This is a genomic window from Saccharopolyspora terrae (assembly GCF_004348435.1).
In the GTDB taxonomy this organism is placed as follows: Bacteria; Actinomycetota; Actinomycetes; order Mycobacteriales; family Pseudonocardiaceae; genus Saccharopolyspora; species Saccharopolyspora endophytica.
Map to the genome: position 1 here is coordinate 1 of NZ_SMKS01000059.1, position 26,587 is coordinate 26,587.

Sequence of the window (26,587 nt, forward strand, 5' to 3'; positions counted from 1 at the left end):
ACCCGGGGGCACTTCTGGGCGGGGTGATTCGTTGGTGCGGGTGTGAAGCCGAACCGGGAAACACGTGGGAGTTGGTCATGAGCGCCGTCGGGACTTTGCTGGGGTACGCCTTGACGGCGTTCCTGTTGGTGCTGGTCGCGCGGCTGGTGCTGGATTGGGCGCGGGCGGCTGCTGAGGGGCCGCACTGGGTGAGGCGGGCTCGGGCGCTGACTCATACCGCCACCGAGCCGGTGATCGCGCCGGTGCGGCGGGTGCTGCGGCCGGTGCGGGCCGGCGAGATCTCGATCGACCTCGCGTTCACCGCCGTGTTCGTCGTCGTGCTGATCCTGCGTTCCGTCGCCTTCAACCTGTAGCCGCGGCGTCCTGGGAGACCTGGGGCCGCTTCGCCGGTGATCCGGACCGGCGGCTTCCGCCTGCCGTAACGGTGTGAGCAAGTTTCCTCGCCTCATCCGTTCGAGCGCCTAGCCTCCCGACGGGTGCCGGGCCGCGTTCGCGGTGCGCCACTCGTCGGTCGAGGTCGTCCCGGTGCGGGAAGGGTGGTCTCAGGATGCCAGTGCGCAGGTCGAGAAGGCTCGCTGCGGTGGGCGCAGCTGCGATCGCGGGAGTGATGGTGCCGGCGGTGCCGCCGGCGCAGGCGTCGGGTGTGCCGTACCCGGACGCGGAGTGGAGCGAGGCGTGGATTTCCTCCCCGTCGAGCGCGGGCGAGGCGACGCTGCACGCGGACGTCCTGCGGCCCAAGGGCTACGAGCCCACCGACAAGACACCGGTGATCGTCTCGATCGGGCCGTACTTCAACCACTCCGGTCAGACCGGACCGGCCGGTGCCGTGGAAGGCACGCCGTACGACCCGATCGGGCCCAACGACGGTGCTTCGGAGCGGTTCCAGGACTTCGTCGAGGGTTCCGGGCTGCTGGAGAAGGGCTACACGTTCGTCATGGTGGACCTGCGCGGTTTCGGCGGTTCCACCGGCTGCCTGGACTGGTCGGGGCCGGGGGAGAAGGCGGACGTGGTCAACGCCGTGCAGTGGGCGGCGAGCCAGCCGTGGTCGACGGGTCGGGTCGGCATGTACGGCAAGTCCTACGACGGGTTGACCGGGTTGATCGGGGTCAACGAACGGCCTCCGGGACTGGCCGCGGTGGTCAGCCAGGAACCTGTGTACGACGTCTACCGGTACCTCTACGGCGACGGGATGCGACGGCTGAACTCGGTCGCCACGCCCGCCCTCTACGACGGCATCGCCGCCACACCGGGGCCGATCACCGATGCTCCTCAGTACAACCTCCAGAGCCTCAACGACCCGGTCTGCCTCGCCCAGAACTTGGCGCAGCAGGCGGGGAACGACCGGCACGACTCGGCGTTCTGGCAGGAGCGCAACCTGATCCCCGGTGCCGTGGGCTCGAACGTGCCGCTGTTCCTCACCCAGGGCCTGACCGAGAACAACACGGTCGCCGACGGGATGCAGGAGTACCTGGACAACCACTCGGGCTATGAGCGGAGCTGGCTGGGCCCGTGGGAGCACGTGCGCGGCAACGACGTCGACGAGACCGGGCGCCTCAAGATGGGTCGTCAGGGCTGGTTCGACGAGGTCATGCGCTTCTACGACCGCTTCCTCAAGGACCAGGCGCCGACCGTCCCGGACCCGCCGCACGCGGTGCAGACCAACGACGGGGTGTGGCGTTCGGAGGCCCGGTGGCCTGCGGCGGACATGCGCGAGTTCCGGACGCCGTTGAACAGCGGCACCTACGTCGACCACGCCCAGTCCGTTTCGACCGCGGCGAACTCCTCGTCCGGTCAGCCCTCCGATCCGGCCGTGACCTCGGGCGTGTGGACCGTGTCGAACCCGCTGCCGCACGACGTGCACCTCTCGGGTTCGCCGGCGGCCTCGGTCGACGTGACGACGTCGATGCCCAACGCCAACCTGGTGGTCGACGTCTACGACCTCGGCCCGGACGGCACGGGCCCGCTGATCACGCGCCAGGGCCACCTGGTGCGCGAGCCCGGTGAGTCGACCGTCCCGCTGCGCCTCTGGGGCGCCGACTGGAAGCTGCCGGCCGGTCACCGCATCGGCGTGCGCGTCACCGACAACAACCAGGACTGGTGGCCCATGGCCGCGCCCAGCGGCCAGACCGTCACGGTCCGCGGCGGCTCGGTGGACCTGCCGTTCCTCGAACACCGCCGGACGATGACGGTCCAGGGCGCCCCGGGCGTGCAGCTCGCCGGCTACCTCGAACAGCAGCGGGCCGCCGCCCCAGCCGATGCCGTGGGCGGAGCCGTCGACTTCACCCTCCCGGGCCCACTGGCGGATCCGCCGCCGGACTCGGTGTTCACCGGCGGCTACGTCGAACCGGTCGGCGGGAACTGACCAGGAAGACCGCAGCGGGGCGACTCGAATTCGAGTCGCCCCGCTGTCGTCGTGGAAGGCCCCGGGAACCGCAGCCCAGGGGATCGGTTCACTTGGTCAGTTCACGCTCGTCGTCCTGCGTCGCAGCCTGTTCGGCTTCGGAGCGCTCGGACAGCAGCGCCTTGGCGGAAGCCTCCGGGGTGGCGAGGGTTTCGCGTGCCTGCGCCGGGTCCAGGGCACCGTCCCACTTGGACACGATGAAGGTCGCCACGCAGTTGCCGAGGAGGTTGGTGACCACGCGCATCGTGTCCATGATCCGGTCGGCGCCGAGGATCAGCGCGACGGCCGCGACCGGGATCACGCCCACCGCCGATGCGGTCGCCGACAGGGCGATGAACGCCGAGCCCGGCACGCCCGCCATGCCCTTGGAGGTGAGGATGAGCACGAGGATCACGGTGATCTGCTGCCCGATGGTGAGCTCGACTCCCACGGCCTGGGCCATGAACAGCGTCGCCAGCGACAGGTAGATCGACGCGCCGTCGAGGTTGAACGAGTAGCCGGTGGGCACGACGAGGCCGACGGCCTCCTTCCGGCATCCGGCGCGCTCCAGCTTCTCCATCATGCGCGGCATCACGCACTCGCTGGACGCCGTCCCGATGGCCAGCGCGAACTCCTCCCGCGCGAACCGCACGAACCGGATCAGGCTCAGTCCGGTGAACACGCGCATGAGCACGCCGAGCACGATGATGAACAGCGCCGCCGCGCCGTAGCAGGCGGCGATGAGCTTGGCGTAGGTCGACAGCGAGGACAGGCCGTACTGGCCGATCAGGTAGGCCATCGAGCCGAAGACGGCGATCGGTGCCAGCCGCATGACGTAGCCGATGATCTTGAAGATGATCTCGCCGGCCTGCTCGATGAAGTGGAACACCTGCGGGGCCCGGTCGATGCCCACGTGCAGCAGTCCTGCGGCGAACAGCACGGCCAGCAGCAGGACCTGCAGCAGCTCGTTGTCGGCGAAGGCCCCGACGGCGCTCTCGGGGATCATGTGCAGCACGAAGTCGGCGGCACCGGGCATCTGCTCGCCCTCGGTCTTGGCCTCCACGCCGGAGGTGTCGAGGGTGCTGGGGTCGACGTTGAGGCCTGCGCCGGGCTGGACGACGTTGCCCGCGATGAGGCCGAGCGCGAGCGCGGCCGTGGTCACGACCTCGAAGTAGATCAGGGCCTTGAGCCCGATGCGCCCCACCGAGCGCATGTCGCCGGCCTTGGCGATGCCGACGACGACCACGCAGAAGATCAGCGGGGCGATGACCATCTTGATCAGGCGGATGAACCCGTCACCGACCGGCTTCAGCGATTCGCCGAAACCGGGCCAGAGGTGGCCGACGAGGACGCCGAGGACGGCGGCGATGAGGACCTGGACGAACAGGGATGACAGAACGCTTCGAACCGGACTTCGCGCCCCTTGCGCTGACACAGCAGACACGATCCCTCTTTCGTGATGTGGAAATATACTTTCGGAATGTTGATCTGAAGTGTGAGTCCCGCCGTCACCCGCGTCAAGAATCGTTTCCTGGACGAAAGCGCCCCATATTCTCAACAAAATGTTGAAATTGGTCCGCGCTCCGGCCGCCCGGGACGGTCGGCACCGGCGGTCTCTCGGAATCCTGGGGTCACATCGTTCGACCGGACGGAAGCGGCGTCGAAATCCCCTTACACGCCTTGGTGTTGATGGACGACATGCTCAAAAGCCAGCTGTGCCAGTCCTCTTCGTTGGCAAGTGGGCTGGCGAGCGGCCCGGCCGCGGCTGGTGCTGGCGCGGATGTCGTCCGGCGGTGCGAGGAGCGTCGACGACGAGCCGAGATGCGCTGCTGCATGCGGGATCTCGACCGCCGGCTCAGGCTCGCGAGCCGTGTGGCCCGACGTCCGTGCGTCAGCTCGCTTCGGAGGTCGTTTCTCCCGTGGCGCGGCGTTCGCGCTCTTCGAGGGCGTCGATCGCCGAGCCGGTGAGGCTGCGCTCGATGTGGGCGCGCATGAGCTCTCGCGCACCGGCGCCATCGCCGGCTTCGACGAGGTCGACCAGGTCGTGGTGCTCGCGGTGGTCCCGCGTGCGCGGTTCCTCGCCAGGCGGTAGCTCCAGGCCGATGCGGCGGTAGCGATCGGACTTGTCCCAGAGGTCGTCGAGCATCCGGATCAGCACGTCGTTGCGCGAGGCCAGGTAGAGGGCCCGGTGGAACGCTCGGTGCGCGGTCAGCGCCTCCTCGCCCCAGGCGCGGGTGACGGGGAGCAGGCGCGCTGCGGCCGCGCGCAGCGTGGTGAGGTCGTCGTCGCTGCGCCGCTCGGCGGCGAGCTCGGCGGCCGTCGGGTCGAGGGAGAGGCGGACCTCGAACAGCTGGCGAGCTTCACCGGCGCTCATGCTCGCCACTCGAGCGTCGCGTTGGGAGTCGAGGTCGATCAGGCCTTCGCTGCTGAGCCTGCGCACCGCTTCCCGCAGCGGGGTGAGGCTCATGTCCAACTCGGCGGCGAGTTCGTGCTGGGCCAGCCGGGAACCGGGCAGCAGCGCTCCGGAGAGGATCCGCTCGCGGAGCTCGACGTAGGCGACGTCGCCCTTGCTGGAGAACGCGTGCGCGCCGCCCATCTCTCGCTTCTCCTCCGCGCTGAATCAGGGGTTGTGCTGGAACTCGTCCCGACTCTAGCATCGGCGTGAAATTTATAAATTACAACGAGGAGTGGTCCGATGAAGATCACCGCAGTGCACGAGGGCACCGTCCCGATCAGCTCGTCGATCCGCAACGCCTGGATCGACTTCAGCTCGATGGACTGCTCCATCGTCGCGGTCGTGTCGGACGTGATGCGGGACGGCGAACCGGTGGTCGGCTACGGGTTCAACTCCAATGGCCGCTACAGCGCCGGGGAGATCCTGCGCCGCAGGGTCGTTCCCCGGCTGCTGGACGCGGACCCGGACGCGCTGCTCGCCGAGGACGGCCAGCTCGACCCCACCCGCGCGTGGGACTTCATGATGAGCAACGAGAAGCCGGGCGGGCACGGCGAGCGTTCGGTGGCGGTCGGCGTGGTCGACATGGCGCTGTTCGACCTCGCTTCGAAGCTCGCCGGCCAACCTCTTCACCGCTGGCTCGCGGACCGCTACGGCGACGGTGAGCCCGACGACTCGGTGTTCGTCTACGCCGCGGGCGGCTACTACGCACCCGGAAAGAGCCTGCGCGACTTGCAGGACGAGATGCGGGGATTCCTCGACCAGGGCTACAGCGCGGTCAAGATGAAGATCGGCGGGGCGAGCCTCGCCGAAGACCTCGAACGCATCGAGGCCGTGCTGCAGGTCCTCGACGGTGACGGCTCGCGCCTGGCCGTCGACGTGAACGGCCGGTTCGACCTGGCCACCGCGCTCGAATACGGCAGGGCCATCGAGCAGTACGGGCTGTTCTGGTACGAGGAGGTCGGCGACCCGCTGGACTACCAGCTCAACGCCACCCTCTGCGAGCACTACGCGGGCCCGATCGCGACCGGTGAGAACCTCTTCTCCCTGCAGGACGCGCGCAACCTGATCCGCTACGGAGGTCTGCGCCCGGATCGCGACTACATCCAGGTCGATCCCGCGTTGAGCTACGGGCTCACCGAGTACCTGCGGGTGCAGGAGATGCTCAAGCAGCACGGTTGGTCCTCGCGGCGCTGCATCCCGCACGGAGGCCACCAGTTCTCCCTGCACATCGCCGCAGCGCTCAAGCTCGGCGGCAACGAGTCCTACCCGGGTGAGTTCCAGCCGACCGGCGGGTTCGCCGACGGTGCGGTGGTCGAGAACAGCTATGTCGGACTGACCGAGACGCCCGGCATCGGATTCGAGAGCAAGGCCGCCTTCCACGAAGTTCTGCGCGAGCTGCACAGCTGAGCGACAGCGGGGCCGCGACGTGCGGTCCCGCCCGGTCTTCCACCCGCCCACAACGTCGTGCAAGGGAGCAAGAAGCGATGTCGTCAACGACAACCCCGGATCGCCCGCAGCGATCCCGTTTTCGCAAGCTGATAGGTGAACTCTGGTTCCAGGTCGTGGTGGCGGCGATCCTGGGCGTGGCCGTCGGCCTGGCGTTCCCGTCCGTGGGAGATGACCTCAAACCGCTCAACGACTGGTTCATCGCCCTGGTCAAGATGATCGTGGTCCCGGTGGTCTTCTGCGTGATCACCACGGGCATCGCCGCGATGGACAACCTGCGCAAAGCGGGTCGCATCGGGGCCAAGGCGATCGGCTACTTCCTGGTGCTGTCGCTGGTGTCGATGTTGATCGGTCTCGTGGTCGGCAACGTGTTCCGGCCGGGCGAGGGGATGAACGTCGACCCCGCGGCGCTGGACGCGGGGAGCATTCCCGCGGAGGTCACCGAAGAGCACGCGACCTTCACGGGTTTCATCTCCAGCCTCATCCCGGATTCCCTGTTCGGCGCCATCACCGGTGACGCGATCCTCTCCGCGCTGGTGGTCTCGATCGTCTTCGGCGTCGCGCTGAACATGGCCGGACCCCAGGCAGCGCCGCTGACCCGGGGAATCTCGGCCCTGTCGGGAGTGGTGTTCCGCATCGTCGGCTGGGTCATGCGGCTGGCGCCGCTGGGAACCTTCGGCGCCCTGGCCACCGTCGTGGCCACCTACGGCGCGGGCAGTCTGCAGCAGCTCGGCTATCTGATCCTGCTGTTCACGGCGACCTGCCTGCTCTACGTGATCATCGTGCTCGGCGCGATCATGCGAGCCTGCAAGCTGAGCCTGTTCGGCCTGATGCGATTCCTCAAGGCCGAACTGCTCGTGGCGCTGTCGACCTGCTCCAGCGAAGCGGTTCTGCCGCAACTGGTCCGGAAGCTGGAGATGATGGGGATCGGGCGACCGGTCGTCGGAATCGTCATCCCGTCCGGGTTCTCGTTCAACCTCGACGGGTCCGCGGTCTACTTGACGATGGCGTCGCTGTTCCTGGCCCAGGCCTTGGGCATCGACCTGTCCTGGCAGCAGCAGCTGGTCATGGTCGGCGTCATGATGCTGACCAGCAAGGGCACCGCCGGGATCGCCGGCGGCGCGTTCATCGTGCTGGCGAGCACCATCACCGCGGTGGGTCACATGCCGCTCGCCGCCCTCGCCCTCATCGTCGGGATCGATCGCATCCTCAACGAGGGGCGCGTGTTCATCAACGTCCTCGGCAACGCCGTCGCCGCCATCGTCATCGGCAAGTGGGAGAAGGACTTCGACGTCGACAGGGCCAACGCGGTCTTGCGCGCCGGAGCCGCCGAACTCGAGCGGATCGAAGCCGAGCACGACGCGGCCGAGGACCGCGCCGTCGCCAACCGGACGCAGAGCTGACCCGGAGGTTCGCCGGCGTGCGGAACGCACACCGGCGAACCTCCCGTCAGTGCGCGTCCGCGTGGAATCGCCGGCGGTACTGCGAGGGGGAGACCTTGAACGCGGCCGAGAAGTTCTGGCGCATCGTCACGGCGCTGCCGAACCCGCAGTCCTCGGCGATCTGATCGACGGAGCGGTCGCTGGATTCCAGCAGCCGGCGGGCTTCGTCGAGCCGGCGTGCGCGGACCCACCCGGCCGGGGTCGTTCCGGTCGCCGAGCGGAACGCGCGGACGAACGTCCGGGTGCTCATGTGGGCGGTGGCGGCCAGCCGCTCGACGGGCAACGGCTCGGCCAGGCGCTGCTCGGCCCACTCCATCGCTCGGGAGATCGCGTCGTCCTCCGACCGCGGAGGCATCGGGCGCTCGATGTACTGCGCCTGCCCGCCTTCTCGGTGCGGTGCGATGACCAGGCTGCGCGCGACCCTGTTGGCCGCCGTCGCGCCGAGGCGCGCCCGGACCAGGTGCAAGCACGCGTCCAGTCCCGAGGCGGTGCCCGCGGAGGTGAGGACGTCCCCGTGGTCGATGTAGAGCACGGAGTCGTCGAGGTCGAGTTCGGGGTGCCGCTGCGCCAGGAGCTCGAAGGCCTGCCAGTGCGTGACGGCCGGACGCCCGCCGAGCAGACCGGCGTCGACGACGGGGATCGCGCCCAGGCAGAGCCCGACGATCGTCGCGCCGCTCCCGTGCGCGCTGGTCAGCGCCGTGCGCACAGCGGTGCTGGCGGGCCGGCCGTCGATGAACCAGGACGGGATCACGAGGACGTCGGCTTCGCGAGCGTCGGCGAGCCCGGAGATGCCCCCGATGCGATAGCCCTCGTCGGTGCGGACGGTGCCCGGGCGATCGCTGAACAGGAACGTCTCCCACGCTCCCAAGCCCTGCCGGGTGACCTCGTCGAAGACCATCTGGGGAACCGCGAGGTGGAACATCGTGACGTCGTTGAACGCGTAGATCCCGACGCGCACCCGTCCTCCTCTCGTCGTGGCGTGAATCCATCGTACATCGGCATTCGCGCCACTCGTCGCTTCGCGAGAACGCGGGCACGATGGGTCTCGAGGCGCCGCAGCGGCGCATCGGTGACCACCAAGGAGAACCTCGTGAACAGCCCTCGACGCGCGCTCGTCGTCATCGACGTCCAGCAGGTCTACTTCGACGGCCCGTTGGAGATCCAGCACCCGCCGCACGCGGAGTCCCTGCCCCGCGTCGCTCGGGCGATCGATGCCGCCAACGCCGCCGGGATCCCCGTCATCGCGGTCCAGCACACCATGGGGGAGGAAGCGCCCCTGTTCAATCCGACCCAGCCGGACTTCCAACTCCACCCGGAGATCGCCGGCCGTCGCACCGACGGTTGGAAGCAGGTCGTCAAGGACCGCAGCTCCATCTACTCCGGCACGGACGTCGCCGACTGGCTGCGCGAGCAGGGCGTCGACACCGTGACCCTGGTCGGCTACATGACGAACAACTGCGTGCTCGCCTCCGCGGTCGAGGCCGAAGGCCTGGGCTTCGCCACCGAGGTGCTCGATGACGCGACCGGCGCGATCAACCTCGCCAACGACGCCGGTGTCGCCGACGCCAAGACGGTGCACGCGACGCTGATGACGCTGCTCAACTCGAACTGGGCCGCCGTCGCGTCGACGGAGGCGTGGACCCGGGCCGTCGAGGGGCAGCAGCCCCTGCCGAAGAGCGAACTGGGCACCTCGGCCGTCGAGGGCGCCCGGCAGGTCACCGCGGCCTGAGCGCCCACGCCCACCGCGCCCGGCTCGGCCGCCGAGCCGGGCGCGGAGGGCGCGGCCCCACGAATGAACGATCCGCTGTGAGAATTGAGGAAGCTCGTGATCCCCGCGTCGCCTTCGGGCACCGCACCCTTCGCCCTCTCCGTGCTCGACAACGCGCACACCGCTGTCGGGCAGACCGCCGAGGAAGCCCTCGGCGAGGTCATCGCGCTGGCCCAGCTGGCGGAACGGCGGGGGTATCAACGGTTCTGGATGTCCGAGCACCACGCGATGCCGGGAGCGGCGACGTCCTCGCCGCAGCTGATGCTGGCGCGCCTGACCGGTGAGACCGACCGGATCCGGCTGGGCTCAGGCGGGATCATGCTGCCCAACCACGCGCCGCTGGTGATCGCCGAGCAGTTCGGCATGCTGGGGGCGCTCGCCCCGGGGCGGATCGACCTGGGGCTGGGGAGGGCGCCCGGCACGGACCTGCCGACCGCTTCGGCGCTGCGCAGGCACCAGGACGCCAACGACGGGTTCCCGCAGCAGGTGCTGGAACTGCTCGGGTTCCTCGGCGACGACTTCCCCGAAGGCCACCCCTACCAGAACATCCACGCGGTCCCAGGGCCGTGGCAGGACGATCAGAACCGCGTGCCGCGCACCGGGAACGCGCCCGACACGTGGATCCTGGGCTCGTCGCCGCACTCGGCTCGCCTCGCGGGTCGGCTCGGCCGTCCGTACGCCTTCGCCCTGCAGTTCGGCGAGTCCGATGTGGAATCGGCTCTGCGGTTGTACCGGGAGAACTTCCGCCCTTCGGAGGTTCTCGCCGAGCCTCACACGCTCGTGAGCGTCGGCGCGGTCGCGCACGACGACCCCGCGGAGGCCCGACGCCAGGCGGCCACGTCGGCCATGGCCATGCTGCGGATGTTCCAGCGCAGGCCCTACAGCCTGCTCCCGCCGGAGGAGGTCGAGGCCTACCCCGCGAGCTTGCAGGAGCAGCAGGTCCTCGAGACCTACATCCACCACTACCTCAACGGCACCGGCCCGGAGGTAGCAGCGGGCCTCGAACGGCTCCACGCCCGCACCGGGGTCGACGAGGTGATGCTCGTGGTCATGGGGCACTCCCGCCAAGTCCAGGCGCGCACGGTGGAACTGCTCGCCGACCACTACGGCCTGCCCTCCGCACTGAGCTGACCGATCGTCCGCCGTTCCGCGCGCCCCGGTCTCCGCGATGCCGGTCGTCACGCCGGACCAGATACCCCCTGGGGTAATGTAAGGTGGAGAGGGCGAAGGGAGATGGTTGTCGTGGAGATGAAGCCTGAGATGGTGGGTGATGCGCTGACCCGGCTGCGCCGGGCGCGCGGTCAGCTCAACGGCGTGATCGAGGCCATGGAGGAGGGGCGCGACTGCGCTGAGGTGCTCACCCAGCTCGCGGCTGTTTCGCGTGCTCTGGACCGCGCCGGGTTCAAGATCGTGGCTAGCGGGATGCGCTACTGCCAGCAGGCTCGCGATGACGGGGACGAACCGCCGATGACGGAGCAGGAGCTCGAGCGGTTGTTCTTGGCGCTCGCCTGAGCTCGCCCTCTTCGCTGAACCGGGGGTCGTGTGGTTCACCGATACCCCCATGGGTATGCAAGACGAACACGCCTCCGGGGTCGGTGCTGCGGGCCGACGTCGGCTACGAGATCGGAAGGGTGCATGGCGGTGACGGAGACGAACGCGGTGAAGCGGGAGGACCGCTCAGCGGGTGGCCTGGCGGTCGAGGTGATCGAGACGTCCTCGCTGGGCGATCGCAGTTACCTGGCCACCGACGGTGAGGTGGCCGTGGTGGTCGATCCGCAGCGCGACGTCGATCGGGTGATCGCCGCGGCCGGGCGCCTCGGCGTCCGCATCACGCTGGTCGTGGAGACCCACGTGCACAACGACTACGTCTCCGGTGGTCTGGAGCTGGCTCGGTTGACCGGTGCCGAGTACGGGGTCGCCGCTGCTGACGAGGTGCCGTTCGAGCGGCGGCCGCTGTCCGACGGGGACGTAGTGGAGCTGTCGCCGCGAATGCGGCTGCGGGCGTTGGCGACGCCCGGGCACACCTTCCACCACCTGTCCTACGCCTTGGAGGGCGAGGACGGACCGGTGGGCGTGTTCACCGGAGGGTCGCTGCTGTTCGGCACGACCGGGCGCACCGATCTGCTGGGCGAGCAGCAGAGCGAGGAGTTGGCGCGTCACCAGCACGCTTCCGCCCGCAAGCTCGCGGCGATCCTGCCCGACGGCGCGCAGATCTGGCCGACTCACGGTTTCGGCAGCTTCTGCTCGGCCACGCAGGCATCCGGTGATTCGGCGACCTTGGGCGAGCAGAAGCGCAGCAACCCGGCTCTGGTGCTGGCCGAGGGCGACTTCGTCGAGCAGACGCTGGCCGGACTGGACGCCTACCCGGCGTACTACGCGCACATGGGTGCCCAGAACGCAGCCGGACCCGAACCGCTCGACCTGCGGGAGCCGGCGCGCGCCGAACCGGATGAGCTGCGGCGCCGCCTGCACCACGGCGAGTGGGTGGTGGACCTGCGCTCCCGCAAGGCCTTCGTCGTCTCACACCTGGCGGGCACGGTCAGCCTCGGACTGGACGGGCCGATGGTGACCTGGCTGGGCTGGATGATCGACTGGGGCGCCCCGATCACGCTCGTCGGCGAGTCCCGCGAGCAGGTCGCCGAAGCGCAGCGGGAGCTCGCCCGGATCGGCATCGACAAGTTCGCCGCAGCGGCGGTGGGCAGCCCCGAGCAGCTCGCCGCTGATCCAGGTCAACTGCGCAGCACCACGACCGCGACCTTCGCCGACCTGGCCGCTGCTCTGGACGGCAATCCCGCCGGGAAGCCCGCGCCGGAGGTGGTGCTCGACGTGCGCACCAACAACGAGTTCGCCGCCTCGCACGTCACCGGGGCGGTGCACATCCCGCTCTACGAGCTCAAGGATCGGATCAGCGAGATCCCGGCAGGTGCGGTCTGGGTGCACTGCGGCAGCGGCTACCGAGCCACCGCTGCGGCTTCGCTGCTGGAAGCCCACGACCTCGTGGTCGTGCTCGTCGACGACGCGTTCGGCGCCGCCGCTGAAGCGGGCGTTCCGATGACCCACCGGAGCTGATCCACGCACCCGGGAAGATCGCGGCGGGAACTCCATGTCCCGAGCAGTCGGGCTGCTGGCCGCACCTGCACCACCGATGCTGGTCGCCGGTTGAGGCTCTCAGCACGTTCACGGCTTCGACGACAGCGGTGGCGCGACGAGTCCGCCACCGGGACAGGTGATTTCGTTGTACTTGGCGGTGGTGTTCGGTGCCGCGATCGGGTTGGTGCTGGGATTGCTCGGGGCGGGTGGTTCGATCCTCGCCGTGCCGGCCCTGGTCTACGGCGTCGGAGAACCCCTGCAGACGGCCATTCCCACCTCGCTGGCGGTGATCGCGCTGTCCTCGCTGGGCAGCCTGCTGCCGCGTGAGCGACGTGCCTCGGTGCTGTGGCCGGTGGCGCTGGTCTTCGGTGCGGCAGGGGTGCCGGCCGCGTTCGGCGGTGCCGCGCTCGGCAGGCTCGTCCCGCAGCGCTGGCTGCTCCTGGCCTTCGCAGCGCTGATGATCGTCGTCGCGGTCCAGATGCTGCGCGGCGGCGAGAACCACTCCGGTGCCTGCCGGGCCCGGGACGGTCGCGTGAACTGGCGTTCCTGCCTGCCGAAGTCGGTGCTCGCCGGAGCGGTCGTTGGTGCGCTGACAGGGCTGTTCGGCGTCGGCGGCGGCTTCATCGTCGTCCCCGTGCTGACGCTGCTGCTGGGGCTGGGCGCTCAGCAAGCGGTCGCCACGTCCCTGGTGGTCGTCCTGATCAACTCAGCGGCCGGGCTCACCGCCCACGCGGACGCGGTCGAAAACATCGATCACCGGGTCCTGCTGTTGTTCGCCGCGTCGGCGCTGGTGATCTCGCTCGTGGCGGCCCGGCTGTCCACGAGGCTCAACGCCTCCACGGTGCGCCGCTGGTTCGCCTTCGTCGTCCTCGCCGTCGCCGCGTTCGTCGCGGCGGCCGCGATCGTCAATCCCTCGGCCTTGGGCTGAGAAACGCCGGCCTCCGAGAACCGGGGGCGCGAAGCAGAAGGAAGTGATTGAGCATGTGTCGTCGTGTCGAGTGCCGCACCTGCGGCAAGCCGACCTACGCCGGGTGCGGCCAGCACGTGGAGCAGGTGCTCGGTGGAGTGCCGAAGTCCCAGCGCTGCACCTGCACGCCGAAGACCGGAGGAGCGAGCAGAATCCTCCGAAAGCTGTTCGGCCGCGGCTAGCCGGCCGGACTCCGGCGGTCGTGATCAGGAGCCGGGCTGTTGAGGCGGCTTTTCCGGGGAGGGCGTTTCGGGTCGGAGGGGTCTGCCTGCGCTGGAGCGGCCGCGCGAAGACAGAACCGAGTATTCTGCAAAGCAGAATCGAACTCGGAGGGCTGATGGCCACGGAGATGAAGCAACCCCCGGCGTACGCCATCGCCAGCGTTGATCACGCGTTGCGGCTGGCGACGATCCTGCAGCTCGAAGGCGGACTGACCGTCGCCGACGCGGCTGAGCGCCTGGGCGTCGCGCGGTCGACCGCCCACCGGCTGCTCGCGATGCTCGTCTACCGGGATTTCGCAGTGCGGGACGACACCAAGGTCTACCGCGCGGGTCCCGTCCTGGAACTCGCCTCGCATTCGCGCTCGACGGCCTCCCGGCTGCGGCAGGCCGCCCTGCCTCACCTGGACAGGCTCGTCGACGAGCTGGGGGAGTCGGTCAACCTGACGGTCCGCACCGGGAGCACCACCCGGTTCATCGCCTGCGCCGAGTGTCGGCAGGCGCTGCGAGTGGGATCCCGCGAGGGCATGGTCTTCCCCGCCCACCAGACCACCGCGGGCCTGCTGCTGCTCTCCGAGCTCACCGGCGAAGAGCTCGACTCCACCTACGCCGGAGCGGCTCAGGCGGAGGTGCCCGACATGGACCAGCTGCGCCGGGAGCTGACGAAGGTCCGGCGCAACGGGTTCGCGCTCAACCAAGGGCGTTCGGAGCGCGGCGTCGTCGCCATCGGCGTGCCCGTCCGATCCGGGGAGGGCGCTGCGATCGCGGGGCTGTCGGTGTCGATGCCCAGCGTGCGGTACGACCGAGGACGGCTGCGCCCGATCGTCGCCATCCTCGCCTCGGCCGCGAGCGCGCTGGAGAAGGACCTTCATTCGGAATGACCACCTCCGGTTCCTGGCCAGCGGAAACTGCTCGCGGAGCCGGACGAATTCTTCAAGGCAGAACTACCTGTTCCTCAGCCGAGGACCGTCGCAGGGTGGAACGCGCTACCCGGTGATCCGGGCGGAGCTCAGCCGGCATCCGAGGCCCGCGGAGTTCGATGCGAAGAGGAGTTCAGACCAGTGCAGTTCTACCTTGACGGTTACAAGCCCGGCGACCCGTTCGTGGACGAGCCCCACCCGTCCGTCGCGGAGCGGCCTCCTGGCCTGCCGGACACGGCCGACGTGGTGATCATCGGCTGCGGTCCGGCCGGCCTGGTCCTGGCGGCCCAGCTGGCCCAGTTCCCGGAGCTGCGCACGGTGATCGTCGACCGGCGGGACGGACCGCTGGAAGTCGGCCAGGCCGATGGTGTCGCCTGCCGCACGGTGGAGATGTTCGAGGCGTTCGGTCTCGCCGACCAGCTCATCCACGAGGGCTACCAGGTCACCGAGGTGAGCTTCTGGCGGCCGGACCCCGAGGGCAGCGGCTCGATCGTGCGCGCCGGGCGCGTCGACGACGTGGAGGCGGGCATCTCCGAGATGCCGCACATGATCGTCAACCAGGCCCGGATGCTGGCCTACCTGCGCGACCACATGGGCCGCTCGGCCAGCCGAGCCGAGCCGTTCTACGGCTTGCACGCCACGGACGTCCAGGTCGGCACCGATGGCGAGCACCCGGTCGCGGTCACCCTCCAGCACGTCGAGAACTTCGAGCCCACGGGCGAAACCTCGACGATCCGGGCCAAGTACGTGGTGGGCTGCGACGGTTCGCGCAGCGGAACCCGGGAAGCCATCGGCCGCCGCCTGGAGGGCGATGCGACCAACAGCTCGTGGGGCGTGCTCGACGTCCTGGCCGTCACCGATTTCCCCGACATCCGGCTCAAGTCGGCCATCCACTCCGAGCAGGGCAGCATCCTGATCATCCCGCGCGAGGGCGGATACCTGGTGCGGCTCTACATCGAACTCGACAACGACCGCGACGCCGAGATGCTGCGCGACCGCAGCGCGACGCCGGAGAAGCTCGCCGCGGTCGCCAACCGGATCCTGCACCCGTACTCGATCGACGTGAAGCACGTCGGCTGGTGGGCGGTCTACGAGATCGGGCAGCGCCTCTGCGACCGCTTCGACGACGCCGACGAGTCCGGCGCGCGCGAGCCGAGGGTGTTCATCGCCGGCGACGCCTGCCACACCCACAGCGCGAAGGCCGGGCAGGGCATGAACGTCTCGATGGCCGACGCCTGGAACCTCGGGTGGAAGCTGGGCGCGGTGCTACGCGGGACGGCGCGGCCCGAGCTGCTGCGCACCTACTCGCAGGAGCGGCAGGCGGTCGCCCAGCAGCTCATCGACTTCGACCGCGAGTTCGCCGCCCTGTTCAGCGCCCGCTCGGACGGTGATGAGGGTCGTGCGGATCCGGAGAAGTTCCAGCACTACTTCCGCGAGCAGGGCCGGTTCACCGCCGGGGTCGCCGTGCGCTACCAGCCCTCCCTGATCACCGCCGCATCACCTCATCAGGACCTGGCGGACGGGTTCCCGCTGGGAATGCGGTTCCACTCGGCGCCGGTGATCCGGCTGGCCGACGCCAAGCCGGTGCACCTCGGGCACGCGGCCCGGGCCGACGGCGCCTGGCGGCTCTACGCGTTCGCCGATCGCGCTCACCCGGGCAGCCCCGATTCCCGGCTGCGGGAGCTGGCCCGGTTCCTGGCCTCCGGAGGTTCGCCGATCGCCCGGTTCACCCCGCCCGGTGCCGACCCCGACTCGGTGATCGACGTCCGGGCCGTGCTGCAGCAGGGGCATCGCGACATCACGGTCGAGGACCTGCCGCCGGTGCTCCTGCCGCGCAAGGGACCGTTCGAGCTCGTCGACCACGAGAAGGCGTTCTGCCCGGACCCGGACGCCGACATCTTCGACCTGCGCGGTCTGGACAGGGAACGCGGCGCCCTCGTGGTGGTCCGGCCGGACCAGTACGTCGCCCACGTCCTCCCGCTCGACGCCCACGACGAGCTCGTCGACTTCCTCCGCGGAGTCCTCGTCGAGGTCGGAACGTCCACGGCCGCCGGCAGGAGCTAGCACGAGCGGGCTCGCCGCCGCGGTGGCGAGCCTTGTCGGTTCGGTGGGACCGTGGCGGCATCGCGCACCACTGGGGGCGAACCGTGCATCTCGATCCCGAACTGGCAGCGGCCTTGCCCGCGTTGCCCGACCTGCACATCCACGACCTGGACGGCGCTCGGGCGCGGATGGCGGACCTCGCCGCGAACGCTCCGCAAGAGGTTCCCGGCGAGGTCACCGCGACCGATCACGAGGTGGGGGACGGTGTGCCGGTCCGCGTCTTCCGCCCCTCCGACGCGCCCGTCCCGCTTCCTGCCGTGCTCCTGCTGCACGGGGGCGGGTTCGTGATGGGCGGCGTGGATTCCCTCACCGCGCAGGCGGTGAACCTGTGCTCGGACCTGCCCGCGGTCGTCATCGCCGTCGACTACCGCTTGGCGCCTGAGCATCCGTACCCGGCGGCGTTGCGGGACTGCGAGGCCGCGCTCGGCTGGACCGCGTCGGAGGCCGGGTCGCTCGGCGTGGACGCCACGCGCATCGCGGTGTACGGCATGAGCGCGGGTGGCGGGCTCGCCGCAGCCCTGACGTTGCTGGTCCGGGACCGGGGCGGACCTCCGGTGCGCTTCCAGGTGCTCGACGCCCCGGAGGTCGACGACCGCGTCGAGACGTTCTCGGCACGCACGTTCGAGGCGACACCGCTGTGGAACCACGCCGACGCGGTGCTGAGCTGGCGGCACTACCTGCGCGGGTGGAACGGGGACGTTCCCGCCTACGCGGCCCCGGCCCGCGCGGACGACCTGTCCGGGCTGCCGGCCGCGTACGTGTCGGTGTACGAGAACGATCCGCTGCGCGACGAGGGCCTAACCTACGCCTCCGGCCTGCTGCGCGCGGGCGTGTCGGTCGAACTGCACCTGTTCCCCGGCACGTTCCACCGCTCGGCGGTGCTCACGGGCGCAGCGGTGTCCCAGCGCCAGACCACTGAAACCCTCCACGCCCTCCACCGCGCCCTGCACCCGGCACCCTGACGAAACGACGCTCGAACGACGAGGCCGTGGAGGTTTCATCGGATCGGGGGACTGGGAGTACCTGGCTCAGTGGACACTCCCAGGTGGGTCGCGGTGGGCTTAGCGTCGAGGACATGACGATTTCGACGTTCAGGCTGAACAACGATGTGGTGATGCCGTCGATCGGCTTCGGCGTCTTCCAGTCCGCGCCGGAGGAGACGACCGCAGCGGTGGCCGAGGCGTTGCGGGTCGGCTACCGGCACATCGACACCGCCGCGGCTTACGGCAACGAGCGGGAGGTCGGTGAGGCGGTTCGGCGTTCGGGACTGTCCCGGGACGACGTGTTCTTGGAGACCAAGGTCTGGATCACGGATTACGGCTACGACGCGGCGTTGCACGCCTTCGACAAGGCGGTCGGCAAGCTCGGCGTCGAGCAGCTGGACCTGCTGATCCTGCACCAGGCGTTGCCCGGCGAGTTCGACCTGACCGTCCAGGCCTACCGGGCGCTGGAGAAGCTGAACGTCGACGGCAAGGTCCGCTCGATCGGCGTCTCGAACTTCATGCCCGGCCACCTGGACCGGCTGCTGAACGAGACCAGCGTGGTTCCCGCGGTGAACCAGATCGAGGTGCACCCGTACTTCCGGCAGTCCGAGCTGCTGTCCTACGACGCCGGACGCGGCATCCTCAACCAGGCTTGGTCGCCGATCGGCGGGATCACCTTCTACCGCGATGGTTCCCAGGGGTCCACGTTGGAGGATCCGGTGATCCGCGAGATCGCCGGCGGGCACGGTAAGACCCCGGCGCAGGTGATGCTGCGCTGGCACCTGCAGCAGGGGCGGCAGGTGATCCCGAAGTCGGTCACCCCGGCGCGCATCGCGGAGAACTTCGAGGTGTTCGACTTCGAGCTCACGGCCGATCAGCTCGCCGCGATCGACGGACTGGACACCGGCGTCCGGGGCGGCCCGGAGCCGGAGGAGATCACCCGCGAGAACTTCGGCATCGAGATCCCGGAAGCATGAGGAGGAGCCGCACGATGCACACGCGCACGCTTGGCCAGGGACTGGAGGTCTCGGCGATCGGTCTTGGCTGCATGGGCATGTCCCAGAGCTACGGCCCCAACCCGGGTGACCGCGGCGACATGATCGGTGTGATCCGGTACGCCGTGGAGGAGGCGGGGATCGATTTCTTCGACACCGCCGAGGTCTACGGCCCGTACGTCAACGAAGAGCTCGTCGGCGAAGCGCTGCGGCCGCTTCGGGACCGGGTCGTGATCGCCACCAAGTTCGGGTGGGACATCCAGGACGGGAAGATGGCCGGGACGAACTCCCGGCCGGAGCAGATCCGTCGCGTCGCTGACGAGTCGCTCGGGCGGCTGGGAATCGATGCGATCGACCTGTTCTACCAGCACCGGGTGGACCCGGACGTGCCGATCGAGGACGTCGCCGGGGCCGTGGCCGAACTGGTGGAGGCCGGGAAGGTCCGGCACTTCGGGCTGTCGGAGGCCGGTGCGGGCACGATCCGCCGCGCGCACGCGGTGCACCCGGTGACCGCGGTGCAGAGCGAGTACTCGTTGTGGACCCGCGACCCGGAGCCGCAGGTGTTGCCGACCTGCGCCGAGCTCGGCATCGGTTTCGTGCCCTTCAGCCCGCTCGGCAAGGGCTTCCTGACCGGCACGGTCAGCACGTCCGAGTTCGCCGAGGGCGACATCCGCAACACCATCCCGCGCTTCGCCGCCGACAACCTCGACGCCAATCAGGCGCTGGTCGACCAGGTCCGCGCGCTCGCCGAGGACAAGGGCGTCACCCCAGGTCAGATCGCTCTGGCGTGGCTGTTGGCCCAGCAGGCGTGGATCGTCCCGATCCCCGGCACGCGCCGTCCCGAGCGCATCGACGAGAACGCTGGTGCCACCCAGGTCGCCCTGTCGGCCGATGAGGTCGCCGACCTCGACGCCCTCGCCGCCCGGACCGGGGTCGAGGGCGACCGATACAACCCCGCGGGCATGTCCATGGTCGGCCTCTGACCTGCGCGGTGCGTCGCGCACCTGGTTTTCCGCTGACGTGGAGGTGAGGAAGCCCGCTGAACCGCAATCGCGTTCAGCGGGCTTCCGTCGCCATCGGACGCGGTGAATGCGGTCCCTCTCCAGGCGGTCGGGCAGGATCCGGTTCTCCCGGGTAATGCCAGTACCTGGCTGCGCTGCGGTGAGCGGCTTACGTTGGGATGCATGGGCAAGACCGACCACCGCGCGGAGGTCCGCGAGTTCCTCAGCTCGCGGCGGGCGCGCATCACACCGGAGAAGGCGGGACTCCCGGCCTACGGCGGGAATCGGCGGGTCAAGGGCCTGCGCCGCGAGGAGGTCGCCATGCTCGCGGGCATTTCCGTGGACTACTACGTCCGGATGGAGCGCGGCAGCCTGGCCGGTGCGTCCGAGAGCGTGCTGGAGAACGTGGCGCGGGCGCTCCAGCTGGACGAGGCCGAGCGGGAACACCTGTTCGTCCTGGCTCGTGCGGCGGGGCGGGCCGTCGTCGGCGCACCAGCGTGCCGACCAGCGTGCGTGCGAGCGTGCAGCAGGTCCTCGATGCGATCAGCGACGCTCCGGCGTGGGTGCGCAACGACCGCCACGACGTCGTGGCGATGAACGACCTCGCTCGTGCTCTGTACGCGCCGGTGCTGGCGGATCCTAGGCGGCCGGCGAACACCACGCGGTTCGTCTACCTCGATCCGGCCGCCCGGGACTTCTTCGTGGACTTCGACAAGGTCGCCAACGACGCCGCGGCGATGCTGCGGCTGCAGGCAGGCCGCAATCCGCACGACCGTGCGTTGATCGAGCTGGTGGGGGAGTTGTCGACGCGGAGCGAGCTGTTCCGGGAACGGTGGGCGTCGCACGACGTGCAGCTGCACCGCAGCGGCCGCAAGCGCCTGCGGCACCCGGTGGTCGGACAGCTCGACCTGGACTACGAGTCGATGGAACTGCCCTCGGAGCCAGGCCTGACGCTCAACATCTACACGGCAGCGGCCGACAGCCCGACCGCGGATGCGTTGAAGATGCTCGCCAGCTGGGCCGCCACCCAGGACCACATCGACCTCGACCCGGCCGAAGCCGACAAGAGCTGACGGGAACTGTTTCCGCGGCAGTCGGTTTCACGCTCATGGCGCAGGAATGTCGCGGACTACTCGGATTCCTACGCGGTCTCGCCGTTGGGGTGTCCGCGTGACCGGTTGATCCCGCACCTGCGCTCGGTCGCCGAGGTCAGGGCTGCTGCGGTGGTCAGTGCGATGGCGAGCGCGAGGGGCAGCTGGACTGCGGGGCCGATGATGGTTCCGGCGAGCGCTGTGCCTGCGGATCCGGCGGTGATCTTGAGCGCGCCGGTCCAGACGAAGACCTGGCCGCGCATCTCGGGAGGGGCGAATTCGTTGCGGACCGCGAGGGTCGCGGCGAAGAAGTAGCCGTTGGCGATACCGGCGGCCGCGTAGGCCGCGGTGGCGAGGCTGAAGTAGGGGGCGAGGACGACCGCGACGAGGGTGATGGCCACGACGACGGCCAGCCGGGTCATGAGCCGGTCGGCGTCGCCTTCTAGCGGGCGGACCATGACCCCGATGGATCCGGCGAGGTTTCCCAATCCGTAAGCGGCGGTGAGGATCCCGGCAGCCGCGGTGTCGGTGCCGAGCAGGCCGGTGCTCGCGACCGCGGTGATGGGCAGGGCGGCCACGCTGAACGCGACGATCATGGTCAGGTAGAGGGTCCGGCGCAGCGGGCCGGCGGAGAGCATCACCGCGAGCGTGCGCGCCGGACGCGGCACGTCCCGGGCGTCGGCCGCCGGTGGCGAGGGCGGCAGCAGCATCACGAAAGCGGCGGCGATGGAGGTTCCGGCGGCCAGCACCAGGGCGGCGGTCAGCGGTGAGGCCCACGCGGAGACCGCTGCCACGACGCTCGGCCCGACCGTGCCGCCGATGCCGTAGGTGGCGACGTCCCATCCCTGCGCGCGGAGTTGGCTGGTGCGGGTGGGACCGGCGATGGCGGGCAGCCGGCTGCTGATGCCTCCGGTCAGCAGCGGGCCGAGCAGACCGGAGGCGATGAGCAGAACCGCCGGCACGATCGCGTGCGCCACGGGGTGGAGCAGGACTGCCGCGGCGAGCGTGGCGCCGTGGACCACGCTCGCCAGCGCGATCACGCGACGTCCGTCGCGCGCCGTGTCGAGGCTGCGGGCGACGAAGGGGCCGAGCAGGTGCGGCGCGGTGATGCAGGCGCCGAGCGCACCAGCCAGCCAGCCCGGATCTCCGCTGGTGGTGACGAGCAGGACGATGGCCACGACCGCGCCACCGTCGGCCGTGCGCGCCAGCGTCGCGGCGAGGACGTACCGCAGCAGCGCGCTGCGGGGTCGCGTGGTCGTGCTCTCCTCGGTCATCGCCGTCCGAGCCGCCGTCAGCGAAGGTCGAGTTGCTGGACGACCCGGGCGACCGCGGCGCGCTCGTCGCCGGGCAGTTCGCGCAGCGGGCGCGGCAGGTTGGGATGCCCCGCGAGGCCGAGGATCTCGGCGATCGCGGAGACCATGCGGAGGCTGCCGTGACGGCCGAACAGCTCCCAGAGCGGTTGCAGCCGCTGGGATGCCGCGTTGGCGGAGTTCGCGTCACCGGCCTCGGCCGCGCGGGTGATCGCCAAGGCGGGTTCGGGCAGAGTCCCGGCCACGACGGAGTACCAGGCGTGGCACCCGGCGTTGAGACCTGTTGCGGCCAGCGGATCTCCGCTGACGCCGATCGTCACCGACGGCAGCAGCGCGCGGAGCGCGGAGACGCGTTCCGCGGCCGATCCGGGGTCGGTCGGCACCCCGGGGATCTTGATGGAGGCGACGTGGGGCAGTTCGGCGATGCGGGCGTAGAGGTCGTCGGTGAAGGTGAAGTGCGTGGTTCCGGGGTTGTCGTAGACCACCAGCGGAACGGAGAGCTCGGCGGTGACGTCCTCGTAGAGCCCGAACACCTCGTCCGCGGTGAGCGCCTGGTAGGACATCGGCGCCAGCAGCACGCCGGAAGCGCCCGCCTCCTGGGCGTCCTCGGCGAGTTCGAGGACGTCGCGGGTGCGCACCGACCCGATGCCGACGATCACCGGTGTCGTTCCGGAGTGCTCGACGGCCAGTCGCGCCGCACGAGCGCGCTCGGCGCGGTCCAGGTACGGGTACGAGCCGGTGGAGCCCAGCGCGGTGATCGAGTCAACGCCCGCGGCGGACAGCCGCTCGACGAGTCCGGCGAACGCCGCCTCGTCGATGCCGCGGTCGGTGACGGGCGTGAGCGGGAACGCGCTGAGACCGGTGAACATGGATCCTCCGTGGGGTCAGGCGGGGGTTCGTGGCGTCGTGGCTGTCCGGAGCGGACTGTTCAGGCGCCCCTCTTCGGGCGCAGGACCGCGGCGAGGTCGGAGGCGAACGCCTCCGCTCGCTGCGGGCTGATGTTCGCGGTGGTCACCCGCAGCGCTCCCGCACTGCGCTCGGTGACCGCGAAGTCGGAGCCGCCGCGCACCGCCCAGCCGCGCAGGGCCAGCGCGTCGATCAGCCGCTTCTCCCCTCGTCCCACCGGAATCCAGGCGTTGAGCCCGTCGCGGTCCGGTGGCAGGGAGATGCCGTGCTCGTGCAACGCGCCGGTCAGCGAGCGCAGGCGCTCGGCGTAGGAGTCGCGGGCGTGCCGCAGCAGCCGGGCGGTCCCCTCGTCGTGCAGCATCGTCGCCACGATGTGCTGCAGGGCGTGGCTGATCCAGCCCGCCGTCGAGCTCAGCCGCGCGCTCAACTGGGCCGCACTGTCCTCATCGGACAGCACGAACGCCAGCCGCAGGTCCGGTCCGAGGAACTTCGACATCGACCGCACCAGCGCCCAGCGCGGCGCGCTCGCCGGAGTGATGCGGTGGTAGGGCCGGGCCGAGATCGCGGAGAAGTGGTCGTCCTCGATGACCAGCACCTCCGGGTGCCGGGACAGCAGTTCCCGCAGCTCTTCGGCGCGTTCGCCGGTGAGGCTCGCGCCGGTCGGGTTGTGCGCCCGCGGCGTGCACACGACCGCCCGAACCCCGGCCTCCAGTGCCCGGGACAGCCCGTCCGGTGTCATGCCGTCCGCGTCCACGGGCACCGGCACGCTCCGGTAGCCGTTCAGCCGCATCGTGCCGATGCTCGACAGGAAGCAAGGATCTTCGACGACCACCGCATCCCCGCGGGCGAGGTGCGCTCCGAGCAGGCGCTCCACCGCGTCGGCCGCGCCGTGGGTGAGCACGAGCCCGCGTGGAACGGGCCCCACGTCGGGAGCCATCTCGGAATCGACCCACGCCGCCAGGCTCTCGTTGATCGGCGGATGCCCGTACAGCGCGGGCTCGTACCCGGTTCCGAAGGCCGCCCGAGGGTCGGGCAGGAACTCGATCGCCGGATTGCCGTCGGCGAGGTTGACCAGCTCGCGGGAGGCGCTGCGCCCCTCGCCGTCCAGCGCGGGAACCCCGAGCACGACGGTCCCGCCGCGGCGCCGCGTCTCGACCAGCCCCGCCGCGGCCAACTGCGCGTAGGCGGACGCGACCGTGTTGCGGTTGACCCCCAACTCGGCGGCGAGCCCGCGGATCGGCGGCAGGGCAGCACCCTTCGCCAGCCCCCCGGAGTCGATCAGCCTGCGGACCGACTCGACGATCTCCGCAGCACTGGAGCCGGCGATCGTCTCGGGATGCCCTCTTCGCGCCACCTCGCTGACACTAAATGTCCTAGGACATAAAAGCCAGCACGAGTGGCCTGCCTCGCCGGTTCGCCGGAGGGTTCTTGATCCAATCCGCCACAGCTATTGCTTCAGTGAAGAGTGAAATCAATCCGTTGATCACGCGAACGGCCGGGGCGTGGAAGGTGAATCCCGCGGCCCCGGCCGGTGTTCGTGGTGGCGTTCAGCGCGTGAGCAGGCGGGTTGGGGCTGTGGAGGCGTGGTGGAGCGCCCATTCGAGGGGGCCTCGGTGCAGCAGCACTCGCCAGGTGGTCGTGATCAGCATCGTCGCGGCGACCAGGACCAGCCAGGGGAGGTAGGGGTTCTCGACGCTCATCCGTCCCAGCTGTTCGGGTCCGAACGCCTTCAGGGCGAGGAGGTGTCCGGCGTAGGAGGTCAGCGCGAGCGCCCCGACCGAGGAGATCGGCAGCAGCAGCCGGCGCAGTCGCTGACCGAACAGGCACAGCCCGATCACCGCGATGGCGACCCCGCCGGCACCGATGATCTCGAACGGGGTGCCGCTGTGCGCGGAGGCGGTGAGCAGCCAGACCGCGGAGGTGGTCGGTGCGGTCCCCAGGCTGGACGACATGACCGCGTCGAGGATCTCCGGCGGGAGCCCGGCGGGCAGCGTCGACAGCAGGCTTTCCTCGCCGCCGAAGACGTTCATCGCGACCCACGAGCCGCCGTAGCCGAGGATTCCCAGTCCCACGCCCGAGGCGATCAGCTTGCCGCGCACCGCGAGCAGGTCGAGCCTGCCCAGCGCCATGCCGATGAGCAGGAACGGCAGCCAGGTCAGCACCGGGTACGCGCCGGTGAGCAGCAGGCCGTGGAAGACGGTCCACAGTCCTTCCGCCGAACCGAAGTCGCCGAAGTTCGGCGCGTATCCGAGCTGGTTGACCTCCATGCCGCTGCGCAGCGCGAACGACAGCAGCGGTGCGCCGATCGCGAGCACCGCGGCCAGCATCGCCAGCGCACCCGCGCGCAGCCGCAGCAGCGGGATCGAGAGCAGGAACAGCACCCCGTAGAACGCGAGGATCACCATCGCGGGCACCTGGAGCGTGGTCAGGGCGATGCCGAGCAGGAACAGCAGGACGGCGCGGACGGCGATGCGCACCCTGGAGCCGCGCATCCGGGTCCCGTCGAAGGGCTGGGTTCCGCCGCTGAGCAGCGCGATCGACACCCCGGCGAGCACCGCGAACAGCGCCGCCGCGCGCCCGGCCGCGAGTGCGGACGGCCAGGCGGTGGGTGGCATGGCGTGCGCGGCGAACATGCCGAACACCGCGAGCCCCCGCGCCACGTCCAGGCCCACCAGCCTGACCTGGTTCGCCCGCTTCGGAGGGTCTTGTTGGCTGGTGATGATCTGCGTCGTCGAATTCACGTGCAAGACCGTCGCACTCGCGGTCGGTGCCGCGGATCGACCGCGAGGCCGGATCAGCTAGCACTTTGGGACAGTTCCGCCCTACTACTCCTGGACGACCCGACGCCGCAGGAGCTCCGCCCGCGGCGTCTCATGTGGACAACCGGGGTGGCGGATCTGTCAGGCCGGGAGCAGGTGGCCGCCCTCGCTTTCCCAACGTGATTCGGATGATTCCTCGGTCGACGTCGGCTCTTCGGCCAGCAGCTCGGCCGGGGAGGCGACGTTGTCGTGCTCGGCCGCCCTCGCCAGCACCGCGTTCCCGCGGAGTTCGGTCGTGTCGGCGGGGATGACGAGCAGAACCACGTGATGCCCGCTCGGCTCCGTCAAGCTGACCGTGCGCCGGTCGAGCGTGTGGAAGCCTTCGAGGCGCACCTGGTGCCCTTGGACGCGGAGCTTCCTGGGGACCGGGTCCCACGTGGTCAGGTTGTAGGCGAGCCGGGTCATCGGCCCCGAGATGGCGGTGAGCGCGGTGAGCAGCGACGTGAACTCCGTCGTCGGGTCCGTCGAACGCGGCCACCAGGCGCCGTCGACGAATCCCCGCGTGCCGGTTGCGGGCTTGAGAGTGAGGCGCGCTGCGCTTCCCGGATGTTGGTCGGGTCCCATGGTGGAACTCCTTCCCGGTCGGTGAACGACCGGTGCTGACCCCCGGGACTGCGCGCGGAACCGCTCACGTTGCCGAGAACCTCGTTGATCTCAGCTTACGCCGGAAGTCCTTGATCAGGGCTTTCGCCG

Annotated in this window: 23 protein-coding genes and 1 pseudogene; 16 read left to right on the forward strand and 8 right to left on the reverse strand. The window is 70.0% G+C overall.

The window, feature by feature from the left end; translation table 11 throughout:
* Together E1181_RS24745 and E1181_RS24750 are read left to right on the forward strand one after the other, a co-directional pair.
* Window positions 1–353: YggT family protein (locus E1181_RS24745; RefSeq protein ID WP_328590908.1), on the forward strand; the 353-nt coding region annotated here is incomplete at its 5' end.
* Between the two features lie 227 nt (window positions 354–580).
* Window positions 581–2,362: a CocE/NonD family hydrolase gene (locus E1181_RS24750; RefSeq protein WP_165944739.1), complete on the forward strand. Its 1,782-nt coding sequence runs from the start codon at window positions 581–583 to the stop codon at window positions 2,360–2,362.
* 88 nt (window positions 2,363–2,450) lie between these two features.
* Here the strand turns inward: E1181_RS24750 and dctA are convergent, their stop codons facing one another.
* Window positions 2,451–3,824, reverse strand: coding sequence for a C4-dicarboxylate transporter DctA (dctA, locus tag E1181_RS24755; RefSeq protein ID WP_132678305.1), 1,374 nt, complete (start codon window positions 3,822–3,824; stop codon window positions 2,451–2,453).
* 447 nt (window positions 3,825–4,271) lie between these two features.
* Window positions 4,272–4,976, reverse strand: coding sequence for a GntR family transcriptional regulator (locus E1181_RS24760; protein WP_132678307.1), 705 nt, complete (start codon window positions 4,974–4,976; stop codon window positions 4,272–4,274).
* Between the two features lie 99 nt (window positions 4,977–5,075).
* Between E1181_RS24760 and E1181_RS24765 the strand changes: the two genes are divergently transcribed.
* Together E1181_RS24765 and E1181_RS24770 are read left to right on the forward strand one after the other, a co-directional pair.
* Entirely contained in the window at window positions 5,076–6,242 is a 1,167-nt protein-coding gene (locus E1181_RS24765) for a mandelate racemase/muconate lactonizing enzyme family protein (RefSeq protein ID WP_132678308.1), read from the forward strand.
* A 77-nt stretch (window positions 6,243–6,319) separates the two neighbouring features.
* Window positions 6,320–7,684 (forward strand): cation:dicarboxylate symporter family transporter, encoded by a 1,365-nt coding sequence (locus E1181_RS24770; RefSeq protein ID WP_132678310.1) that lies wholly within the window; start codon window positions 6,320–6,322, stop codon window positions 7,682–7,684.
* Window positions 7,685–7,730: 46 nt separating this feature from the next.
* Here E1181_RS24770 and E1181_RS24775 read toward each other — a convergent pair whose 3' ends face one another.
* The gene (locus tag E1181_RS24775) at window positions 7,731–8,681 is read right to left on the reverse strand and encodes a GlxA family transcriptional regulator (protein WP_207922294.1); all 951 of its coding nucleotides are present in this window, start codon (window positions 8,679–8,681) and stop codon (window positions 7,731–7,733) included.
* Between the two features lie 132 nt (window positions 8,682–8,813).
* On the opposite strand from E1181_RS24775, the gene E1181_RS24780 reads away from it, so the two are divergent.
* The 12 genes and pseudogenes from E1181_RS24780 to E1181_RS24830 all read left to right on the forward strand — a co-directional run bounded on the left by E1181_RS24780 (window position 8,814) and on the right by E1181_RS24830 (window position 20,841).
* Window positions 8,814–9,452: an isochorismatase family protein gene (locus E1181_RS24780; RefSeq protein WP_132678312.1), complete on the forward strand. Its 639-nt coding sequence runs from the start codon at window positions 8,814–8,816 to the stop codon at window positions 9,450–9,452.
* An 84-nt stretch (window positions 9,453–9,536) separates the two neighbouring features.
* A complete protein-coding gene (locus E1181_RS24785; RefSeq protein ID WP_207922295.1) occupies window positions 9,537–10,622 on the forward strand; it encodes an LLM class flavin-dependent oxidoreductase in 1,086 nt (361 codons plus the stop codon).
* A gap of 111 nt (window positions 10,623–10,733) precedes the next feature.
* Entirely contained in the window at window positions 10,734–11,003 is a 270-nt protein-coding gene (locus tag E1181_RS24790; RefSeq protein WP_132678314.1) for a metal-sensitive transcriptional regulator, read from the forward strand.
* Between the two features lie 123 nt (window positions 11,004–11,126).
* Window positions 11,127–12,560, forward strand: coding sequence for an MBL fold metallo-hydrolase (locus tag E1181_RS24795; protein WP_207922296.1), 1,434 nt, complete (start codon window positions 11,127–11,129; stop codon window positions 12,558–12,560).
* 166 nt (window positions 12,561–12,726) lie between these two features.
* Window positions 12,727–13,509, forward strand: coding sequence for a sulfite exporter TauE/SafE family protein (locus tag E1181_RS24800; RefSeq protein WP_132678318.1), 783 nt, complete (start codon window positions 12,727–12,729; stop codon window positions 13,507–13,509).
* 53 nt (window positions 13,510–13,562) lie between these two features.
* On the forward strand, window positions 13,563–13,730 hold the full coding sequence (locus tag E1181_RS31570; protein WP_165944740.1) for a hypothetical protein: 168 nt from the start codon (window positions 13,563–13,565) through the stop codon (window positions 13,728–13,730).
* A gap of 155 nt (window positions 13,731–13,885) precedes the next feature.
* Window positions 13,886–14,647 (forward strand): IclR family transcriptional regulator, encoded by a 762-nt coding sequence (locus tag E1181_RS24805; protein ID WP_132678320.1) that lies wholly within the window; start codon window positions 13,886–13,888, stop codon window positions 14,645–14,647.
* Between the two features lie 180 nt (window positions 14,648–14,827).
* On the forward strand, window positions 14,828–16,750 hold the full coding sequence (locus E1181_RS24810; protein ID WP_132678322.1) for an FAD-dependent monooxygenase: 1,923 nt from the start codon (window positions 14,828–14,830) through the stop codon (window positions 16,748–16,750).
* A gap of 83 nt (window positions 16,751–16,833) precedes the next feature.
* Window positions 16,834–17,751, forward strand: coding sequence for an alpha/beta hydrolase (locus E1181_RS24815; RefSeq protein ID WP_132678324.1), 918 nt, complete (start codon window positions 16,834–16,836; stop codon window positions 17,749–17,751).
* A 113-nt stretch (window positions 17,752–17,864) separates the two neighbouring features.
* Window positions 17,865–18,749, forward strand: a complete 885-nt coding sequence (locus tag E1181_RS24820) for an aldo/keto reductase (protein ID WP_132678326.1) — start codon at window positions 17,865–17,867, stop codon at window positions 18,747–18,749.
* A 14-nt stretch (window positions 18,750–18,763) separates the two neighbouring features.
* On the forward strand, window positions 18,764–19,750 hold the full coding sequence (locus E1181_RS24825) for an aldo/keto reductase (protein ID WP_132678328.1): 987 nt from the start codon (window positions 18,764–18,766) through the stop codon (window positions 19,748–19,750).
* A gap of 201 nt (window positions 19,751–19,951) precedes the next feature.
* A pseudogene (locus tag E1181_RS24830) lies at window positions 19,952–20,841 on the forward strand (helix-turn-helix transcriptional regulator).
* Between the two features lie 68 nt (window positions 20,842–20,909).
* On the opposite strand, the gene E1181_RS24835 reads toward E1181_RS24830, so the two are convergent.
* The 5 genes from E1181_RS24835 to E1181_RS24855 form a co-directional block, all read right to left on the reverse strand.
* The gene (locus E1181_RS24835) at window positions 20,910–22,133 is read right to left on the reverse strand and encodes an MFS transporter (RefSeq protein ID WP_132678330.1); all 1,224 of its coding nucleotides are present in this window, start codon (window positions 22,131–22,133) and stop codon (window positions 20,910–20,912) included.
* Window positions 22,134–22,150: 17 nt separating this feature from the next.
* Window positions 22,151–23,038 (reverse strand): dihydrodipicolinate synthase family protein, encoded by an 888-nt coding sequence (locus E1181_RS24840; RefSeq protein WP_132678331.1) that lies wholly within the window; start codon window positions 23,036–23,038, stop codon window positions 22,151–22,153.
* A 59-nt stretch (window positions 23,039–23,097) separates the two neighbouring features.
* Window positions 23,098–24,429, reverse strand: a complete 1,332-nt coding sequence (locus E1181_RS24845) for an aminotransferase class I/II-fold pyridoxal phosphate-dependent enzyme (protein ID WP_132678333.1) — start codon at window positions 24,427–24,429, stop codon at window positions 23,098–23,100.
* 193 nt (window positions 24,430–24,622) lie between these two features.
* Window positions 24,623–25,816, reverse strand: a complete 1,194-nt coding sequence (locus E1181_RS24850) for a DUF418 domain-containing protein (protein ID WP_235877017.1) — start codon at window positions 25,814–25,816, stop codon at window positions 24,623–24,625.
* 159 nt (window positions 25,817–25,975) lie between these two features.
* The gene (locus E1181_RS24855; RefSeq protein ID WP_132678335.1) at window positions 25,976–26,458 is read right to left on the reverse strand and encodes a DUF5994 family protein; all 483 of its coding nucleotides are present in this window, start codon (window positions 26,456–26,458) and stop codon (window positions 25,976–25,978) included.
* Between the last annotated feature and the right edge of the window lie 129 nt (window positions 26,459–26,587).

What these genes read in the sequence shown, in the direction of transcription:
- E1181_RS24805 (WP_132678320.1), top strand. Translation starts at nt 13,886, where the DNA reads ATGGCCACGGAGATGAAGCAACCCCCGGCGTACGCCATCGCCAGCGTT.
- E1181_RS24770 (WP_132678310.1), top strand. Translation starts at nt 6,320, where the DNA reads ATGTCGTCAACGACAACCCCGGATCGCCCGCAGCGATCCCGTTTTCGC.
- E1181_RS24765 (WP_132678308.1), top strand. Translation starts at nt 5,076, where the DNA reads ATGAAGATCACCGCAGTGCACGAGGGCACCGTCCCGATCAGCTCGTCG.
- E1181_RS24855 (WP_132678335.1), bottom strand. Translation starts at nt 26,458, where the DNA reads ATGGGACCCGACCAACATCCGGGAAGCGCAGCGCGCCTCACTCTCAAG.
- E1181_RS24795 (WP_207922296.1), top strand. Translation starts at nt 11,127, where the DNA reads ATGGCGGTGACGGAGACGAACGCGGTGAAGCGGGAGGACCGCTCAGCG.
- E1181_RS24840 (WP_132678331.1), bottom strand. Translation starts at nt 23,038, where the DNA reads ATGTTCACCGGTCTCAGCGCGTTCCCGCTCACGCCCGTCACCGACCGC.
- E1181_RS24825 (WP_132678328.1), top strand. Translation starts at nt 18,764, where the DNA reads ATGCACACGCGCACGCTTGGCCAGGGACTGGAGGTCTCGGCGATCGGT.
- E1181_RS24820 (WP_132678326.1), top strand. Translation starts at nt 17,865, where the DNA reads ATGACGATTTCGACGTTCAGGCTGAACAACGATGTGGTGATGCCGTCG.
- E1181_RS24760 (WP_132678307.1), bottom strand. Translation starts at nt 4,976, where the DNA reads ATGGGCGGCGCGCACGCGTTCTCCAGCAAGGGCGACGTCGCCTACGTC.
- E1181_RS31570 (WP_165944740.1), top strand. Translation starts at nt 13,563, where the DNA reads ATGTGTCGTCGTGTCGAGTGCCGCACCTGCGGCAAGCCGACCTACGCC.
- E1181_RS24835 (WP_132678330.1), bottom strand. Translation starts at nt 22,133, where the DNA reads ATGACCGAGGAGAGCACGACCACGCGACCCCGCAGCGCGCTGCTGCGG.